We start from the raw sequence: 15,263 nt of genomic DNA, 5'->3' as shown, positions 1-15,263 counted from the left end.
TTATTAGGCTGGGAAGCGTAAACAACAGGGGGATAGTCGCGCTGTAGGGCGGCGGCGGCAATGGTCAAAGCCATCAATGTGGCTGACTGGTTTGGCCAAGACCGCTACCACACTGATCGTTCCCACGCTCTGCGTGGGAATGCAGCCTCGGACGCTCTGCGTCCGCGCCAGAGCTGGAACGCGGCGCGTCCCTTGAGGCATTCCCACGCGGAGCGTGGGAACGATCAAGCGGCGGAATGTGTTGGGTCAGACAACCTCATTCAGGATCAGTTGGCGATAGTGGCCCGGATTCGACCCCGACCATTTGCGAAACGCCTTGTAGAACGAACTCGCATCGGCAAATCCCAAGCGGCTGGCAATCTCGACAAAACTGATCGAAGGCTCCGCCAGCCAGATAATCGCCAGTTCTTTGCGCACGCTGTCCTTGAGCCCTTGGTAGGTCTGCCCTTCTTCCGCCAAGCGCCGGCGCAACGTCGAAGCCGACATGCACAACTGTTGGGCCAAGGCCTCGGTTTCCGGCCACTGCTCGGCCGGCAACTCCCGCAGATCGTGCTTGATCCGACTGGCAAGGCTTTCCGGGTCGCGATACTTGACCAGAATGTTGGCCGGGGCGTGGGCGAGAAAGCGTTTCAGTTCTTCGGCGGTGCGCTTGATCGGTAGATCGAGGCAATCGGCAGAGAAGATCATCCGCGTGCGTGGACGCTCGAAACGCAGGTTTTCCGAGAACATCACTCGATAGTCATCGGTGAACGCCGGCGCCGCACAGCGCAGTTCGATCGCCAGAATCGGAATCCGCCGCCCCGCCAGCCAGCAGGCCACACCGTGGACGATCATCCAGTAGGTGAAATAGGTGAAAGCGCGGCGTGGCTCGTGGTCATCCTCCAGCAGGACGATCTCCGCCAGACTTTGCTGATGCACCAATTGCGCTGGCATGCGCTCCAGCATCAGCGACAGAAAGCTCAGCCCCGTGTTCAAACCCGCTGCCAGCGTCGGTTGCGCCATCGCGCTGCGACAGAGGAATTCGAGGCTGCCAGACTTGAGCTTGCGCGGGTCCATGCCAAAGAACTCGTCATCCCCGCGTCGGGCCAACAAGCGCCAGAGTTTCGCGTACTGCGAGGCCGGCACCCGGCCGTGTTCGGATTGCAGCAGCAGCGGAGCAATCCCGACCTTGTTCAACACCTCTTCGGTGGCTGCGCCCGGGGCACAACTTTGCAGCAGCGCTTCACGCACCAGTTGCACGGCGATGGTGTCTTTTTCCGACATGGAGCGCGGTAAACCTTGTTGTTTTTGAGTGGTGGGCATCTTACCGCAGGACACGAATTCAACACGAATCCCCTGTAGGAGTGAGCCCGCTCGCGATAGCGTCGTGTCAGTCAACATTGATTTTTCTGAGCCGCCGCGTTCGCGAGCAGGCTCGCTCCCACAGGGTTTTGTGCCGGGGCAAAAAACAGGTTGTTCAGCTTGTGTTCAGGTTTATGCCAATCATTGTCATGTGAGAATGCTTGTCATTATGTTACAACTTGTAACCTCTTCGAATGACTTACTGGACACCGAATGCTCGTTCCCTTCCTGATCATGCTGCGCGAAGGCATTGAAGCCGCGCTGATCGTTGGCATTATCGCCAGCTACCTGCAACAGACTGGCCGTGGTCAATGGCTGCCTGCCGTGTGGATCGGCGTATTTCTCGCCGCTGCCCTCGCCCTGCTGGTCGGCGGTGGTCTGGAACTGGTCAGCGCTGAATTCCCGCAAAAGCAGCAGGAGCTGTTCGAAGGCGTGGTCGGGCTGGTGGCCGTAGGCATTCTCAGCTCCATGGTGTTCTGGATGCGCAAGGTCGCGCGCTCGATCAAGCATTCGCTGCAAGCCTCGCTGGATCACGCGCTGACTTCCTCTAAACATCAGGTGATCGCACTGATCGCCATGGTCTTTTTCGCGGTCGCTCGCGAAGGCCTGGAAACGGTGTTCTTCCTGCTCGCCGTGTTCCAGCAGAGCGAAGGCCCCGGCGCGCCGATCGGTGCCCTGCTCGGGCTGATTCTGGCGATCATCGTCGGTTTCCTGATCTACAGCGGCAGCATGCGCCTCAATCTTTCGGCGTTCTTCAAGTGGACCGGCCTGTTCATTCTGGTGGTGGCCGCCGGGATTCTCGCCAACTCGGTGCAGGCGTTGCATGAAGCCGGGTTGTGGAATCACCTGCAAACCGTGCTGTTCGACTTCAGCGCGACGCTGCCGATGGATGGCCCGTTGGGGTCGGTGCTGGCCGGCATGTTCGGTTATCAGGATGCGCCGACCGTCAGCACCCTCGGTGCGTATCTGCTTTATCTGCTGGTGGCGCTGATGATGTTCTTTTACCCGGCTCCCGCGCCGACGCCCTCCGCACAATCGTCTTCCGTTTCCAGCCAATAAGGGCATTCATGTCAAAGCCTAATACTCCTCAGGCCTCCCCTCCTCGCGCCTTGCGTTGGGCGGTGGCCGGCTCGGTGGTGGTGATGATCGCCGCCGGTGGTCTGTTTTATTACGCCTCGAAAATGGCTGCGGCCAAGCGTCAGCACAACCACGATGAAGTGGTGGTGAACATTCATCCCGGCAGTTGTGAACCCAACGCGCTGACGGTGCCGGCCGGTCGCGCCAGTTTCCGCATCGTCAACCGCTCCGACCGCGCGGTGGAATGGGAAATCCTCGACGGCGTGCTCGTTGTCGAGGAGCGGGAAAACATTGCGCCGGGCCTCAGCCAAGTGATCAACGCCAACCTGCAACCGGGCGATTACGCGATCACCTGCGGCCTGCTGAGCAACCCGCGCGGCACCCTGCACGTGACGCCAACTGCCGCCTCTGAGGCTGCGGCCAAAGCCAAGCCGTCGATGGTCGCCTTCGTCGGGCCGCTGTCGGAATTTCGCGTGTACCTGGCCAGCCAGAGCAACGCATTGATCAAAGCCGTGACCGCGCTCGATCAAGCGATTGAAAGCGGCGACTTGAGTCAGGCTCAAGCGCTGTACTTACCGGCGCGCGCGGCTTATCAACGTCTGGCCCCTGCCGCGCAACGCCTGGCGGAACTGGACAACAGCATCAACGCCCGCGCCGACTACTTCGAAAAGCGCGAACAGGATCCGGCCTTCGTCGGTTTCCACCGCATCGAATACGCACTGTTCCAGCAACACAATCTCGACCAACTGACGCCCGTTGCCCAGCGCCTGCTCAGCGATGTCACCACGCTCAAACAGCAATTGCTCGCGCAAAGCCTGCCACCGGAGCAACTGGTCAGCATCATCGTGCGCAACCTCAACACCTTGGCCGACGTCCGTGCTGCCAGCGGTGAAGAAGAACGCTACAGCCACAGCGACCTCAACGGTTTCGCTGCCAACGTGCAAACCGCGCACAAAGTCGTCGATCTGCTGCGGCCAATGCTGACCAAGTCGGCGGCCGAGCTGTTGCCGAACATCGACCAGGCACTGGCGGACTTCGACAGCGAACTCGATACCTACAAGATCAAGGACGGCTACGCCAGTTACGACGCCATCAGCGGCGAACAACGCAAGCAGATTGCCGACAAGGCCCAGGCTCTGGCCGACGCTCTGGATGGCATCGATCCCGCCCTCGGCCTCTCCGGCCTGTAAGCAGAAGACGATTTGACGATGAAAGATAGCGAACCACTCAACCTGCAACGTCGCCGTGTCCTGATGGGCATGGGCGCCGCCGGTGTCGCCCTCGCCGGCTCGGCCCTGAGCTGTCCGGCCATGGCCGCCGCGCCGGCACAAGTCACCGAAGCACCGAGCAGTGACAAGACCGAAGACCGTCACGATTTCCACGGCATCCACCAGACCGGCATCGTCACCCCGCGCCCGGCGTCGGGCATGCTCGTCTCGTTCGACGTGTTGGCCAGTGATCGTGAAGATCTGGAGCGGCTGTTCCGCACCCTCAACGAGCGCATCGCGTTCCTGATGAAGGGCGGCGCGGTGGCGCAGATCGATCCGAAACTGCCGCCGCCGGACTCCGGCATCCTTGGCCCGAATGTAACCCCGGACAACCTGACCATCACCGTTTCGGTCGGCGAGTCGCTGTTCGACGAGCGCTTCGGTCTGGCCGAGGCCAAGCCCAAACGCCTGATGCGCATGGTCGGGTTTCCCAACGATGCGCTGGACGCCGATTGCTGCCACGGCGACCTGAGCCTGCAGTTCTGCTCGAACACCGCCGACACCAACATTCACGCCCTGCGCGATATCGTCAAAAACCTTCCCGACCTGCTGCTGGTGCGCTGGAAGCAGGAAGGCAGCGTACCGCCGCAAGCCCCGGCAAAACCTGGTGTGCCGGCGCAATCGGCGCGTAACTTCCTGGGGTTCCGCGATGGCTCGGCCAACCCCGATTCCAACGACGCTAAAGCCATGGATCGCCTGGTCTGGGTGCAACCGGGCAGTGACGAACCGGCCTGGGCCGCTCACGGCAGCTATCAAGCGGTGCGGATCATCCGCAACTTTGTCGAACGCTGGGACCGTACGCCATTGCAGGAACAGGAAAGCATCATCGGCCGGGTCAAAACCACCGGCGCGCCGATGGGTGCGCAGCATGAGACTGAAGTCCCGGATTACAGCAAAGACCCGGCCGGCAAGCTGACCAAGCTCGACGCGCACATTCGCCTGGCCAACCCGCGCACCGCCGCGAGCCAGGCCAATCTGATCCTGCGCCGGCCGTTCAACTATTCGAATGGCGTGAACAAGAACGGCCAGCTCGACATGGGCCTGCTGTTCATCTGCTACCAGGCCGATCTGGAAAAAGGCTTTATCACCGTGCAGACCCGTCTCAACGGCGAGCCGCTGGAGGAATACCTCAAACCGGTCGGCGGCGGCTATTTCTTTACCCTGCCGGGTGTCACGGGCGACAAGGACTTTATCGGTCGCTCGCTGCTCAACGCCACACAACCGAAAACAGCCGCATAAAACAATCTCGACACTGGAGCCGCCCCCGATGAAAAAGACGCCACTCGCGTTATTGCTGACCCTTGGTTTGCTCAACACCCCGCTGTCGGCATTCGCCGCCACTGCACCGCTGGATCTGGTGGGGCCGGTTTCGGACTACAAGATTTACGTCACCGAGCAACTGGATGAGCTGGGCAGCCACACCCAACAATTCACCGATGCCGTGAAGAAAGGCGATTTGGCCACCGCGCAAAAGCTCTACGCACCGACCCGCGTTTACTACGAGTCGATCGAGCCGATTGCCGAGCTGTTCAGTGACCTCGATGCGTCCATCGACTCCCGTGTCGACGACCACGAGAAAGGCGTAGGGGCTGACGACTTCACCGGCTTCCACCGCATCGAGTACTCGCTGTTCTCGGAAAAAAGCACCCAGGGCCTTAACGAGTTGGCGGACAAGCTCAACAGCGACGTAAAAGATCTGCAGACCCGCGTCGCCGGCCTGACTTTCCCGCCGGAAAAAGTCGTCGGCGGTGCCGCCGCGCTGCTGGAAGAAGTCGCCGCGACCAAGATCTCCGGCGAAGAAGATCGCTACAGCCACACCGACCTGTATGACTTCCAGGGCAACATCGACGGCGCGAAGAAAATCGTTGATCTGTTCCGTCCGCAGATCGAGCAACAGGACAAGGCTTTTGCTGCGAAGGTCGACAAGAACTTTGCCACGGTCGACAAGATTCTGGCCAAGTACAAGACCCAGGACGGTGGTTTCGAGACGTATGACAAGGTGAAGGATAACGACCGTAAAGCGCTGGTTGGGCCGGTGAATACACTGGCGGAAGATCTGTCCACGTTGCGTGGCAAGTTGGGGCTGAACTAAGTTTTTTAGCGTCTGTTAAGGCCCTATCGCGAGCAGGCTCACTCCTACAAGGGGAACGCATTCCAAATGTAGGCGTGAGCCTGCTCGCGATAGCGGTTGTATGACCGCTACAAATTTAAAGCCTTACAAAATCCGGTAGAGCAACCGCTCAATCCGCACCCGACTCACGCGCTTGAGAAACTTGGCCACCGCGGCCGGGTATTCGGGCAGCGTCTCCAGGCTCTGAAAGCTGTCGATCCGTGTGGTATGGCGGAAAATCTCTTCAAGCTCTTTCGCCCGCGGCTCCAGCCATTCCCCTTTCGGATCATCGATCAACAAGGCGTTTTCCAGATCCAGGCGAAATGCTCGTGGATTGAGGTTGTTGCCGGTCAGCAACGTATAACGCTGATCAATCCACATGCCCTTGAGGTGATAGGTGTTGTCGCCGTCACGCCACAGGTGCAGGTTCAACTGCCCGCTGTCGATGTTGCGCTGATGGCGCTTGGCAAAGCGGCGCAGGCTGATTTCGTACAGATACGGCAATGCCGCGATCACCTTGAACGGCTCGCTCGGCGGGATATAAAAGTCGTTGGCCGTCTTGTCGCCGACCACGATATCGATCTTCACGCCACGGGCCAGCGCTCGGTTGATCTCACGAATCACACCGAGCGGCAGGTTGAAGTACGGCGTGCAGATGGTCAGCTGTTTTTGCGCGCTGGCGATCAGTTCGAGAATCGCCCGGTTCAACGGGTTGTTCTTGCCGACGCCGAGCAGCGGGCTGACCGACAGGCCGTCTCTGGCGGTGCTGCCATTGGCGGTGTCGTACGTCGCGTATTTGAGACGGCTGCGCAGATCGCCGATGTCGTTGCGCAGGCTGCGTGTGGTCGGCAGGTTCGGCAGATCGAGGCGATGCACGGCTTTCGATTCGATCAGGCCATGTTTGACCAGGTGATGCATCGAGTCGGCCAGCTCAGCGCTGTGCAGCACGTGATAACGGTCGAAACGGTACTTGTCGAACTTGTGCAGATAAACGTTATTCAGGCTCGCACCGCTGTAGACCACGCAGTCGTCGATCACAAAGCCCTTCAAATGCAGCACACCGAACAACTCGCGGGTCTGCACCGGCACGCCGTACACCGGCACTTCGCTCTGGTGCGTGCGGGTCATTTCCTGATACCACGCCGAATTGCCCGGCTGCTTGCCGGCACCGATCAGCCCGCGCTGGGCGCGCAGCCAATCGACGACCACGGCGATTTCCAGCTCGGGGCGCTTGAGCTTGGCGGCGTGCAAGGCATCGAGGATTTCCTGACCGGCTTCGTCTTGCTGCAGATACAGCGCAACGATGTAGATGCGCTGGGTCGCCGTGGCGATTTTCTCCAGCAGGCAACGACGAAACTCGGCGGCGCCGGACAGAATGGTCACGGCCTCGGCGGTCAGCGGAAAGCTGCGCAATTTGGGCAGCAAGGAACGTTTGAAAAGCAACGGCATAGGGCTCGCAATGGGTCGAATCCGAAGAACCCGAGAGCTTACACCATCGCATCCTTCGGGTCTTGTTAGTGTCTGTAATGGCCTCTTCGCGAGCAGGCTCGCTCCCACCTTTGAAACGCATTCCCCTGTGGGAGCGCGCCTGCTCGCGAAGACGATTTCACAGTCGACAAAAATACCCGCTTGACCAAGGAGAACAATCGTTCTACTGTTCACTGCATGAACGAAATCACTAGCAATGACACACGCGACATCATTCTGGATGTCACCGAAAAGTTGATCTACAAAAGTGGCATCGCTGCCACCAGCATGGATCTTCTGGTGAAAACCGCCGGCGTCTCCAGAAAAAGCATCTACCGTTACTTTGCCGACAAGGACGCGCTGACCGTCGCCGCCCTGCAACGTCGCGACGTGCGCTGGATGCACTGGTACAGAAGCGCTGTCAATCAGGCCGAAACCCCGGCCGATCGCCTGCTCAACCTGTTTACCGTGCTCAAGAGCTGGTTTGCCTCCGAAGGCTTTCGCGGCTGCGCGTTCATCAACACCAGCGGCGAAACCGGTGACCCGCAAGACCCGGTGCGGCTGGTGGCGAAAGAACACAAACAGAAGCTGCTCGACTACGTGTGCGAGCTGTGTACCGAACATGGCGCCGAGGATCCGCAACTGCTGGCCAAACAGCTGCTGATCCTGATTGACGGTGCCATTACCGTAGCGCTTGTGATGGGTGATCACAGTGCCGCCGATAATGCGCAATGCATGGCGCGAAAGTTATTGGACCTGTAACGCCTTAATAAGCCGGACTTGTTGTTCAATTATTAATTAGATCGGGAGACTGATATGTCTACTGCAGCCCAGGTACGTCCGCCATTGCCGCCCTTCAACCGTGAATCGGCCATCGAGAAAGTTCGCCTGGCCGAGGATGGCTGGAACTCCCGCGACCCGGAACGGGTATCGCTGGCTTACACCCTCGACACCAAATGGCGCAACCGCGCCGAATTCGCCAACAATCGCGAAGAAGCCAAGGCCTTCCTGACCCGTAAATGGGCGAAGGAACTGGATTACCGTTTGATCAAGGAACTGTGGGCCTACTCCGACACCCGCATCGCCGTGCGTTACGCCTATGAATGGCACGATGATTCGGGCAACTGGTTCCGCTCCTACGGCAACGAAAACTGGGAGTTCGACGAGCAAGGCCTGATGTTCCAGCGTTACGCGTGCATCAACGACATGCCGATCAAGGAAAGCGAACGCAAGTTCCACTGGCCGCTGGGCCGCCGCCCGGATGATCATCCGAGCCTGTCTGACCTCGGTCTGTAGATTCACAAAGATCCAATGTGGGAGCGAGCTTGCTCGCGAATGCGGTTTATCAGTAATCACAGTATTTACTGAAAGGACGCCTTCGCGAGCAAGCTCGCTCCCACAGGTTTTGCATAGGGTTCAGGCAACAGCGGCAGTCTTTTCTGCCTCCAGTTCGCGCACCAGCGGCAACACCCGTCGCCCGAAATATTCGACCTCTTCCTGAAAGTGCAGAAACCCCGCCAGCACCAGATCCACACCCACCGCTTTCAGCGCGACAATCCGCTCGGCAATCTGCAACGGCGTACCAATCAGATTGGTCTTGAAGCCATCGTTGTACTGCACCAGATCCTCAAACGTCGATTTCGCCCAGTTGCCCTCACCCTCCGGCGATGCACGGCCTGCCTGTTTCGCCGCATCGCCAAAAGCGTTTACCGCTTCCGGATCGGCCTGATCGATGATCTGCGCAAGTACCGCCCGCGCCTCTTCTTCGGTTTCACGGGCGATGACAAAGGCATTCACACCGATCTTCACCGAATGATTGTTCGCCGCTGCCTTGGCACGAATATCGTCGACCTGCGCCTTGATCCCCTCAACGCTGTTGCCGTTGGTGAAATACCAGTCCGAAACCCGTGCGGCCATGTCCCGCGCGGCACGGGAACTGCCGCCCTGGAAAATTTCCGGACGACCCAGCGGTTTTGGCTTCAGGCTGTAATTATCGAAGCGGTAGAAATCGCCGCGAAAGGTGAAGTTGTCCTGACTCCACACGCCTCGCAGTGAGCGAATGAACTCCTCGGAACGGCGATAACGCTCGTCGTGCTCCAGCCAATGCTCGCCGATGGCCTGGAATTCACCCTTGAACCAGCCACTGACGATGTTCACCGCGATGCGGCCGTTGGTGAGTTGGTCGATCGTCGCCAGTTGCTTGGCTGCCAACGCCGGTTGCCACGGGCCGGGCAGGATCGCGGCGATCACTTTGAGTTTGCTGGTGGCCGCGAGCAATGCGTGGCTGAACGCCACGGATTCATGCTGGCACTCCGCACCATACCCGGCGGTGAAACGGATCTGCGTCAACGCGTATTCGAACCCGGCGGCCTCGGCGAGCTGCGCCAGTTTGCGGTTGTAGTCGATGCCCCAATCGGTGCGCTGTTCGATCTTGCTGACCACCAGCCCACCGCTGACGTTCGGCACCCAGTAGGCAAATTTTACGGCTTGCTGACTCATTGGCGTGTCCTCGGGACATTTGCGGAGATGGGAGTGGTAGAGCAGCAAGCGTGCCAGCCCTGGAATGCCCGGTTTTGTTGGGTTTCCCGGCTATCAAGATGTTTTTTTAAGGGGGATTTGTTGGCTGGATGTTGAGTGGGCAACAGTAAGTTTTGCATTGGCTGGGATGCCGCCTTCGCGAGCAAGCTCGCTCCCACAGGGGATTTGTAGTGAATATTGATTTTGTGAACACCCCAAAAAACTGTGGGAGCGAGCCTGCTCGCGAAGGCGTCAGACGGGTCGCCGCAACAGTTGGATACAGGTAACATGACCGCCCTCCCCGCAGCCAAATCTGCGCCCTGCCGAATAAGCCGATTCCATGCCTTTCGAACTCAGCGTTGACCTCACCACCCTCGCCATTCTGGCCTTTGTCGCTTTCATTGCCGGTTTCATCGATGCCATCGCCGGCGGTGGCGGCCTGCTGACCACGCCCGCACTGCTGACCGCTGGCCTGCCGCCCCATCTGGTGCTCGGCACCAACAAACTCAGTTCGACGTTCGGCTCGGCCACTGCCAGTTTCACCTTCTACAAACGCAAGCTGTTCCACCCGCGTCAGTGGACCCACGCCATCGTCGGCACACTGGTCGGCGCCCTGGCCGGCGCCATCGTCGCGCATTACCTGCCGGCGGAATGGCTGAACAAGATGCTCCCGGTGATTGTGTTTGCCTGCGGCCTGTATCTGTTGTTCGGCGGCACGCCAAAAGCGCCACTGGACAGCGACGCGCCGATCAAAAAGAAATGGCAATCGAGCCAAGGCTTCAGCCTCGGTTTCTACGACGGCGTGGCCGGCCCCGGCACGGGCGCGTTCTGGACGGTGAGCAGCCTGCTGCTCTACCCGATCGATCTGGTAAAGGCCAGCGGCGTGGCACGCAGCATGAACTTCGTCAGCAACATTGCGGCGCTGTCGGTGTTCGTGTTTTCCGGGCAGGTGGACTGGATCATCGGCCTGAGCATGGGCCTGTCGGTGATGGTCGGCGCGTTCTTTGGCGCGCGCACCGCGATCAGCGGCGGCGCCAAGTTCATTCGCCCGGTGTTCATCACCGTGGTGCTGGGTTTGACCGTGCGTTTAGCCTGGCAGCACTGGTTCAGCGTGGCCTAAGCGTCGCGCCACGTAGACGTCGATCAGGTAACGGGCAATCGACTTCGACGCCGGCAACGGCGGCAGGTCGTGCACGTTGAACCACTGGGCGTCTTCGATCTCGTCTTCCTGACAGACAATCTCGCCACCGGCATATTCGGCATGGAAGCCGAGCATCATCGAATGCGGGAAGGGCCAGCACTGGCTGCCCATGTACTGAATGTTCTGCACCTCGATCTGCACTTCTTCGCGCACTTCACGAATCAGGCAATCCTCGGCCGACTCGCCGGGTTCAGCGAATCCGGCCAGCGTGCTGTAGACCCCAGTGACGAATCGCGGTGAGCGCGCCAACAGAATCTCGTCGCCACGGGTAATCAGTACGATCATGCTCGGTGAAATCCGCGGGTAACTGCGCAGATCGCACGGCTGGCAATACATCGCCCGCTCAAGCGGTACCTGCGTCATCGCCTGGCCGCAATTACCGCAGAAACGATGCTCGCGCGCCCACGTACCAATCTGTGCGGCGTAACCGAGGACTTTGTAGATCGTGTGCTCGCCATCAAGCATGAACGCCCGCAGCCCTTTCCAGTTACAACCCGGCACCTCACTGGCACTGCGCAACTCCAACAAGTACACCGGCTCACCGTCGAGATGGCCAATGCCGTGCTCGGCGAGGACCGACAAGTCCTGACGCTTGAGCCATTCCCGGGGGAACAGTGCGCCGTTGTCATCGAACAGAAAGCCTTCCGGGCTGCGCGCCACGGCCCAGCCGCCGGGTTGATCGGTGTCCAGTACTGCAGTGGTCCAGCGAGATGTCATGGTTTCTCAGTCCAGAAATTCGGGTTTCTGTTTGCTCATATGGGCGGCCATGGCCACGCGCAAGTCGGTGGATTGCAACATGGCGGCGTTCCAGGTGGCAACGTATTCGAGACCGTCGTCGATACGATGGTCGCGCATGTAGCTGATCATTTCCTTGGTGCCGGTAACCGCGATCGGCGATTTCGAAGCGATCTCGCGAGCGATGTCCAGCACGCCTTCGAGCAGCGCGTCCTTGTCGCTGTAGACGCGGTTGACCAGGCCAATGCTGCGCGCCTCGTCAGCGCCGAACGTGCGACCGGTGTAAGCCAGTTCACGCAGCATGCCGTCACCGATGATCCGTGGCAACCGTTGCAAAGTGCCAACATCGGCGGCCATACCGATATCGATTTCCTTGATCGAGAATTGGGCGTCTTCAGCGGCGTAACGCATGTCGCAGGCCGCGATCAGGTCAATCGCGCCACCGAGGCAATACCCCTGAATAGCGGCAAGCACCGGTTTGCGGCAGTTGTCGACGGCGTTGAATGAGGCTTGCAGGGTGAGGATCTTGCGGCGCAGCAGGCGCGCGTTGCGGCCAACATCCTTGCCCAGTTCATTGGCGACGCCGGCGAGCATCATCAGATCAATGCCGGAGGAAAAGTGTTTACCGTTGCCACTGAGGACCACCACGCGCACTTCGTCGGTGTCGTCGATCCACTGGAAGATCTCGACGATCTCGCTCCAGAACGCCGCGTTCATCGCGTTGATCTTTTCCGGGCGATTGATCTGCACATGGGCGATGTTGTCGGCCAGTTCGACACTGAAGGCGGAGTATTGAGTCATGGCAGTGATCCTTTACCGGGCAGAAAATGAGGCCCGAACTATAACAAGGCATCACAGTGGCGGTTCGGCCAAATGCGGGACTGTCCTGAGTTTTACTTTGCCTGCGCCGGCTTCTTCGCGAGCAGGCTCGCTCCCACCCTGTTGAAATGCATTCCCACTGTGGGAGCGAGCCTGCTCGCGAAGACGTCCGATCAGTCACTACAAATCATCTGGCCAAACGCCGCAACCCAAACAACATCCCCCCTGCCCCCAGCAACATCACCGCCAGAAACAGCGGATAGGAAATCCACCACGGCGTCCCCGCCGTCATCATGCTGAATTCCGACATGCCGCCAATACTCGCAATCAGGTTCAACGGCAGAAACACCACGTTGATCAATGTCAGTTTGCGCAGCAGGTTGTTCATGCTGTTGTTCATCAGGTTGCCACGCGCGTCGATCAGCCCGGAAAACACCGTCGAGTAGATTTCCGCCTGCTTGTAGCACTGGTTGTTCTCGATGATCAGGTCGTCGATCAGGCCAAGCGCTTCACTGCCGAAATGCTGCTTCTCGGCATGATTGCGCAGGCGCGTGAGGACCGCGCCGTTGCTGTGCAACGCGTTGATGTAATAGATCAGGCTTTCGCTGAGGTTGAACATCTGCACCAGATGCTGGTTCTGCATCGAGGCGTTGAATTTCTGCTGCAGTTCGCGGGCGACCAGTTTGATCACCTTCAAGTGCCCGAGGTAGTGATGGATGTTGTTGAACAGCAAGTCGAGCAACACATCCAGCGGCGTGTTCAACGGCTGGCGGGTACCGAGGCCGTGCAGCGGCGTGTCGTCGGTAGCGATCACCAGCAGTTGCCCGGGCGCGAACAGTAGCCCGCAGGACGACACTTCAAACGCCAGACTGCCACCGCCGGAATAGTTTTCCGGGCGTTTCCATATCAGAAACAAATGGTCGGGATGGAACTCGATGCGCGACACCTCGTCCGGGTCCAGCGCTGACGCCAGTGCATGCTCATCGACCTTGAAATGACTGTGCAGCAAGTCGCGTTCGGCAGCATCGGGGTTGCTGAACAGCATCACCTCGGCATCCAGTCGTTCGACCCGCTGCAGGGCGCCGTGGCTCAGTGCGAAGCTGTTGATCATCGGCGCCTCACCACGCCTGACCGCGACGCTTCAGCTCCAGGCGGCGCACGAACTCCTCCAGCACCAGTGCGTACAGATCGTCGTGCAAATAGGCGTCTTCGATACCGGCGTCGAGGTTGGGGTTGTCGTTGACTTCGATCACCACCACCTTGTCACCGGCCTGTTTCAGATCGACGCCGTAGAGGCCGTCGCCGATGAGGTTTGCGGTTTTCACCGCCAGATCCACCACCGCCCGCGGCGCCTCGTGGATCGCCATGGTCCGGCATTCGCCGTTAACGTCCTGACCCTTGGCTTTGTGATTGTAGATTTGCCAGTGGCCCTTGGACATAAAGTACTGGCAGGCGAAGATCGGTTTGCGGTTGAGCACACCTATGCGCCAATCGTATTCGGTGTAGAAAAACTCCTGCGCCAGCAGCAACACCGAGTGTTCGAACAGTTCGGCGGTCGCCTCAAGCAACGCCTGCTGGCTTTCGACCTTGATCACGCCACGGGAAAAACAGCCGTCGGGGATCTTCAATACCAGCGGAAAGCCGAGGCGCTCGCCCACACGCTCGAAGTCTTCGGGTCGCTCCTTGTAGAGGATTTCGGTGGCGGGCATGCCCAGTTGATGGCTATTGAGCAAGTCCGTCAGGTAGACCTTGTTGGTGCAACGCAGAATCGACGTCGGGTCATCCATCACCACCAATCCTTCACTTTCGGCCTTCTTGGCGAAGCGATAAGTGTGGTTGTCGACGCTGGTGGTTTCACGGATCAGCAAACCGTCGTACTCGGCCAGACGTGCGTAATCCTTGCGTTCAATCAGTTCGACGTCGATGCCCATGCCTTTGCCGACCCGGACGAAATTCGCCAGTGCCTTGGCGTTGGACGGCGGCAACGCCTCCTGCGGATCGTGCAATATCGCCAGGTCGTAGCGTGCCACTTGCGGCGAGCGCGGCACCCGCCAGACTTTACGGCTGAACCCGTCCAGCGCGTTGGCGAACTGATCTTCCTGATCATCACGCAACTTGTGCAGAGCGCCGGACTTTATACCTTCGATGTGCCAACCATTAGTTCGACGGAACTCAACTAACAATATCGGGCAGGGAAACACTTCAAACAATTGCCGCGCCAGATCCTGTAATGGTTCGATATGTGTCCGACCGAAATACAGGGTCAGGGTAAACCCTTCGGTATCACTGTAGAGATGATGACTGAGGGCTTTCTCGAGCGTTTTATCGAGGTCATCCAGCGCCAGGCCATACAGTGATTTTTTCGTCAGTTCGCTGATGGTGCGCACGGAGGGAATCACCTTGTGCCCCCGCGCTTCGGCCAGCAACGAGCAGTAGTAGCCATGACCGAGATACTTGTAGCTGCGGCACAGATTGATCACCTGCACACGCTTGCCCGGCTCGCTGTCACAGCTGTGCTCGAGGTATTCCTGCGCCGTCAGGATGTCTTCACTGGGAAAATATGAAGCCCAGTCTTCCTTGCGCTCGACAATAATCAACACTTGGCTGGATGCCTTAATCGCCGAACTTAAATAAGTTGCCGCCGGCAAACTTTGCTCGGATACTTCGCGCCAATGACCCTGTACCGCTGACATAGAGATTGATCCGTTGGAGAACAAGACCTTTTCTA

General features: G+C 59.2%; 14 protein-coding genes. 7 read left to right on the top strand and 7 right to left on the bottom strand.

Features of this window, described 5'->3' with window-relative positions; all coding sequences use genetic code 11:
* Positions 1-246 precede the first annotated feature (246 nt).
* The gene (locus AB4O01_RS04860) at positions 247-1,263 is read right to left on the bottom strand and encodes an AraC family transcriptional regulator (protein WP_427120116.1); all 1,017 of its coding nucleotides are present in this window, start codon (positions 1,261-1,263) and stop codon (positions 247-249) included.
* Positions 1,264-1,554: 291 nt separating this feature from the next.
* On the opposite strand from AB4O01_RS04860, the gene efeU reads away from it, so the two are divergent.
* From efeU to efeO (AB4O01_RS04840), 4 genes are read left to right on the top strand one after another with little or no spacing between them, the layout of a single operon-like run.
* A complete protein-coding gene (efeU, locus tag AB4O01_RS04855) occupies positions 1,555-2,400 on the top strand; it encodes an iron uptake transporter permease EfeU (RefSeq protein ID WP_460090838.1) in 846 nt (281 codons plus the stop codon).
* 8 nt (positions 2,401-2,408) lie between these two features.
* Complete coding sequence (gene efeO, locus AB4O01_RS04850; RefSeq protein WP_460090836.1) at positions 2,409-3,608, top strand: iron uptake system protein EfeO; 1,200 nt, start codon at positions 2,409-2,411, stop codon at positions 3,606-3,608.
* 18 nt (positions 3,609-3,626) lie between these two features.
* Positions 3,627-4,925, top strand: a complete 1,299-nt coding sequence (efeB, locus tag AB4O01_RS04845; RefSeq protein WP_460090835.1) for an iron uptake transporter deferrochelatase/peroxidase subunit — start codon at positions 3,627-3,629, stop codon at positions 4,923-4,925.
* Positions 4,926-4,953: 28 nt separating this feature from the next.
* On the top strand, positions 4,954-5,778 hold the full coding sequence (gene efeO, locus AB4O01_RS04840) for an iron uptake system protein EfeO (protein ID WP_460090834.1): 825 nt from the start codon (positions 4,954-4,956) through the stop codon (positions 5,776-5,778).
* 123 nt (positions 5,779-5,901) lie between these two features.
* Here efeO (AB4O01_RS04840) and pssA read toward each other — a convergent pair whose 3' ends face one another.
* Positions 5,902-7,245, bottom strand: a complete 1,344-nt coding sequence (gene pssA / locus AB4O01_RS04835) for a CDP-diacylglycerol--serine O-phosphatidyltransferase (protein WP_257355079.1) — start codon at positions 7,243-7,245, stop codon at positions 5,902-5,904.
* Between the two features lie 216 nt (positions 7,246-7,461).
* Between pssA and AB4O01_RS04830 the strand changes: the two genes are divergently transcribed.
* On the top strand, positions 7,462-8,025 hold the full coding sequence (locus AB4O01_RS04830) for a TetR/AcrR family transcriptional regulator (protein WP_320336818.1): 564 nt from the start codon (positions 7,462-7,464) through the stop codon (positions 8,023-8,025).
* 54 nt (positions 8,026-8,079) lie between these two features.
* Complete coding sequence (locus AB4O01_RS04825) at positions 8,080-8,559, top strand: nuclear transport factor 2 family protein (RefSeq protein WP_038361256.1); 480 nt, start codon at positions 8,080-8,082, stop codon at positions 8,557-8,559.
* Positions 8,560-8,679: 120 nt separating this feature from the next.
* Here the strand turns inward: AB4O01_RS04825 and sfnG are convergent, their stop codons facing one another.
* Entirely contained in the window at positions 8,680-9,762 is a 1,083-nt protein-coding gene (sfnG, locus tag AB4O01_RS04820) for a dimethylsulfone monooxygenase SfnG (protein WP_460090832.1), read from the bottom strand.
* A gap of 358 nt (positions 9,763-10,120) precedes the next feature.
* Between sfnG and AB4O01_RS04815 the strand changes: the two genes are divergently transcribed.
* A complete protein-coding gene (locus tag AB4O01_RS04815; protein ID WP_093432755.1) occupies positions 10,121-10,900 on the top strand; it encodes a TSUP family transporter in 780 nt (259 codons plus the stop codon).
* Here the strand turns inward: AB4O01_RS04815 and nudC are convergent.
* The 4 genes from nudC to AB4O01_RS04795 form a co-directional block, all read right to left on the bottom strand.
* The gene (gene nudC / locus AB4O01_RS04810) at positions 10,868-11,698 is read right to left on the bottom strand and encodes an NAD(+) diphosphatase (RefSeq protein WP_460090831.1); all 831 of its coding nucleotides are present in this window, start codon (positions 11,696-11,698) and stop codon (positions 10,868-10,870) included. The two genes, AB4O01_RS04815 and nudC, sit on opposite strands and share 33 nt — an antisense overlap.
* Positions 11,699-11,704: 6 nt before the next feature.
* Entirely contained in the window at positions 11,705-12,517 is an 813-nt protein-coding gene (locus AB4O01_RS04805; RefSeq protein WP_095048882.1) for a crotonase/enoyl-CoA hydratase family protein, read from the bottom strand.
* A gap of 205 nt (positions 12,518-12,722) precedes the next feature.
* On the bottom strand, positions 12,723-13,646 hold the full coding sequence (locus tag AB4O01_RS04800) for a magnesium transporter CorA family protein (protein ID WP_414869596.1): 924 nt from the start codon (positions 13,644-13,646) through the stop codon (positions 12,723-12,725).
* Positions 13,647-13,653: 7 nt separating this feature from the next.
* The gene (locus tag AB4O01_RS04795) at positions 13,654-15,228 is read right to left on the bottom strand and encodes a RimK family protein (protein WP_460090830.1); all 1,575 of its coding nucleotides are present in this window, start codon (positions 15,226-15,228) and stop codon (positions 13,654-13,656) included.
* Between the last annotated feature and the right edge of the window lie 35 nt (positions 15,229-15,263).

The sequence above is a fragment of the Pseudomonas sp. S2_E02 genome (assembly GCF_054668355.1).
This window is presented reverse-complemented; position numbering and strand designations above follow the sequence as displayed.

Bases quoted from the DNA above. Each gene is read 5' to 3' on its own strand.
- AB4O01_RS04860 (WP_427120116.1), bottom strand. From the start codon at position 1,263: ATGTCGGAAAAAGACACCATCGCCGTGCAACTGGTGCGTGAAGCGCTG.
- efeU (WP_460090838.1), top strand. From the start codon at position 1,555: ATGCTCGTTCCCTTCCTGATCATGCTGCGCGAAGGCATTGAAGCCGCG.
- efeO (WP_460090836.1), top strand. From the start codon at position 2,409: ATGTCAAAGCCTAATACTCCTCAGGCCTCCCCTCCTCGCGCCTTGCGT.
- efeB (WP_460090835.1), top strand. From the start codon at position 3,627: ATGAAAGATAGCGAACCACTCAACCTGCAACGTCGCCGTGTCCTGATG.
- efeO (WP_460090834.1), top strand. From the start codon at position 4,954: ATGAAAAAGACGCCACTCGCGTTATTGCTGACCCTTGGTTTGCTCAAC.
- pssA (WP_257355079.1), bottom strand. From the start codon at position 7,245: ATGCCGTTGCTTTTCAAACGTTCCTTGCTGCCCAAATTGCGCAGCTTT.
- AB4O01_RS04830 (WP_320336818.1), top strand. From the start codon at position 7,462: ATGAACGAAATCACTAGCAATGACACACGCGACATCATTCTGGATGTC.
- AB4O01_RS04825 (WP_038361256.1), top strand. From the start codon at position 8,080: ATGTCTACTGCAGCCCAGGTACGTCCGCCATTGCCGCCCTTCAACCGT.
- sfnG (WP_460090832.1), bottom strand. From the start codon at position 9,762: ATGAGTCAGCAAGCCGTAAAATTTGCCTACTGGGTGCCGAACGTCAGC.
- AB4O01_RS04815 (WP_093432755.1), top strand. From the start codon at position 10,121: ATGCCTTTCGAACTCAGCGTTGACCTCACCACCCTCGCCATTCTGGCC.
- nudC (WP_460090831.1), bottom strand. From the start codon at position 11,698: ATGACATCTCGCTGGACCACTGCAGTACTGGACACCGATCAACCCGGC.
- AB4O01_RS04805 (WP_095048882.1), bottom strand. From the start codon at position 12,517: ATGACTCAATACTCCGCCTTCAGTGTCGAACTGGCCGACAACATCGCC.
- AB4O01_RS04800 (WP_414869596.1), bottom strand. From the start codon at position 13,646: ATGATCAACAGCTTCGCACTGAGCCACGGCGCCCTGCAGCGGGTCGAA.
- AB4O01_RS04795 (WP_460090830.1), bottom strand. From the start codon at position 15,228: ATGTCAGCGGTACAGGGTCATTGGCGCGAAGTATCCGAGCAAAGTTTG.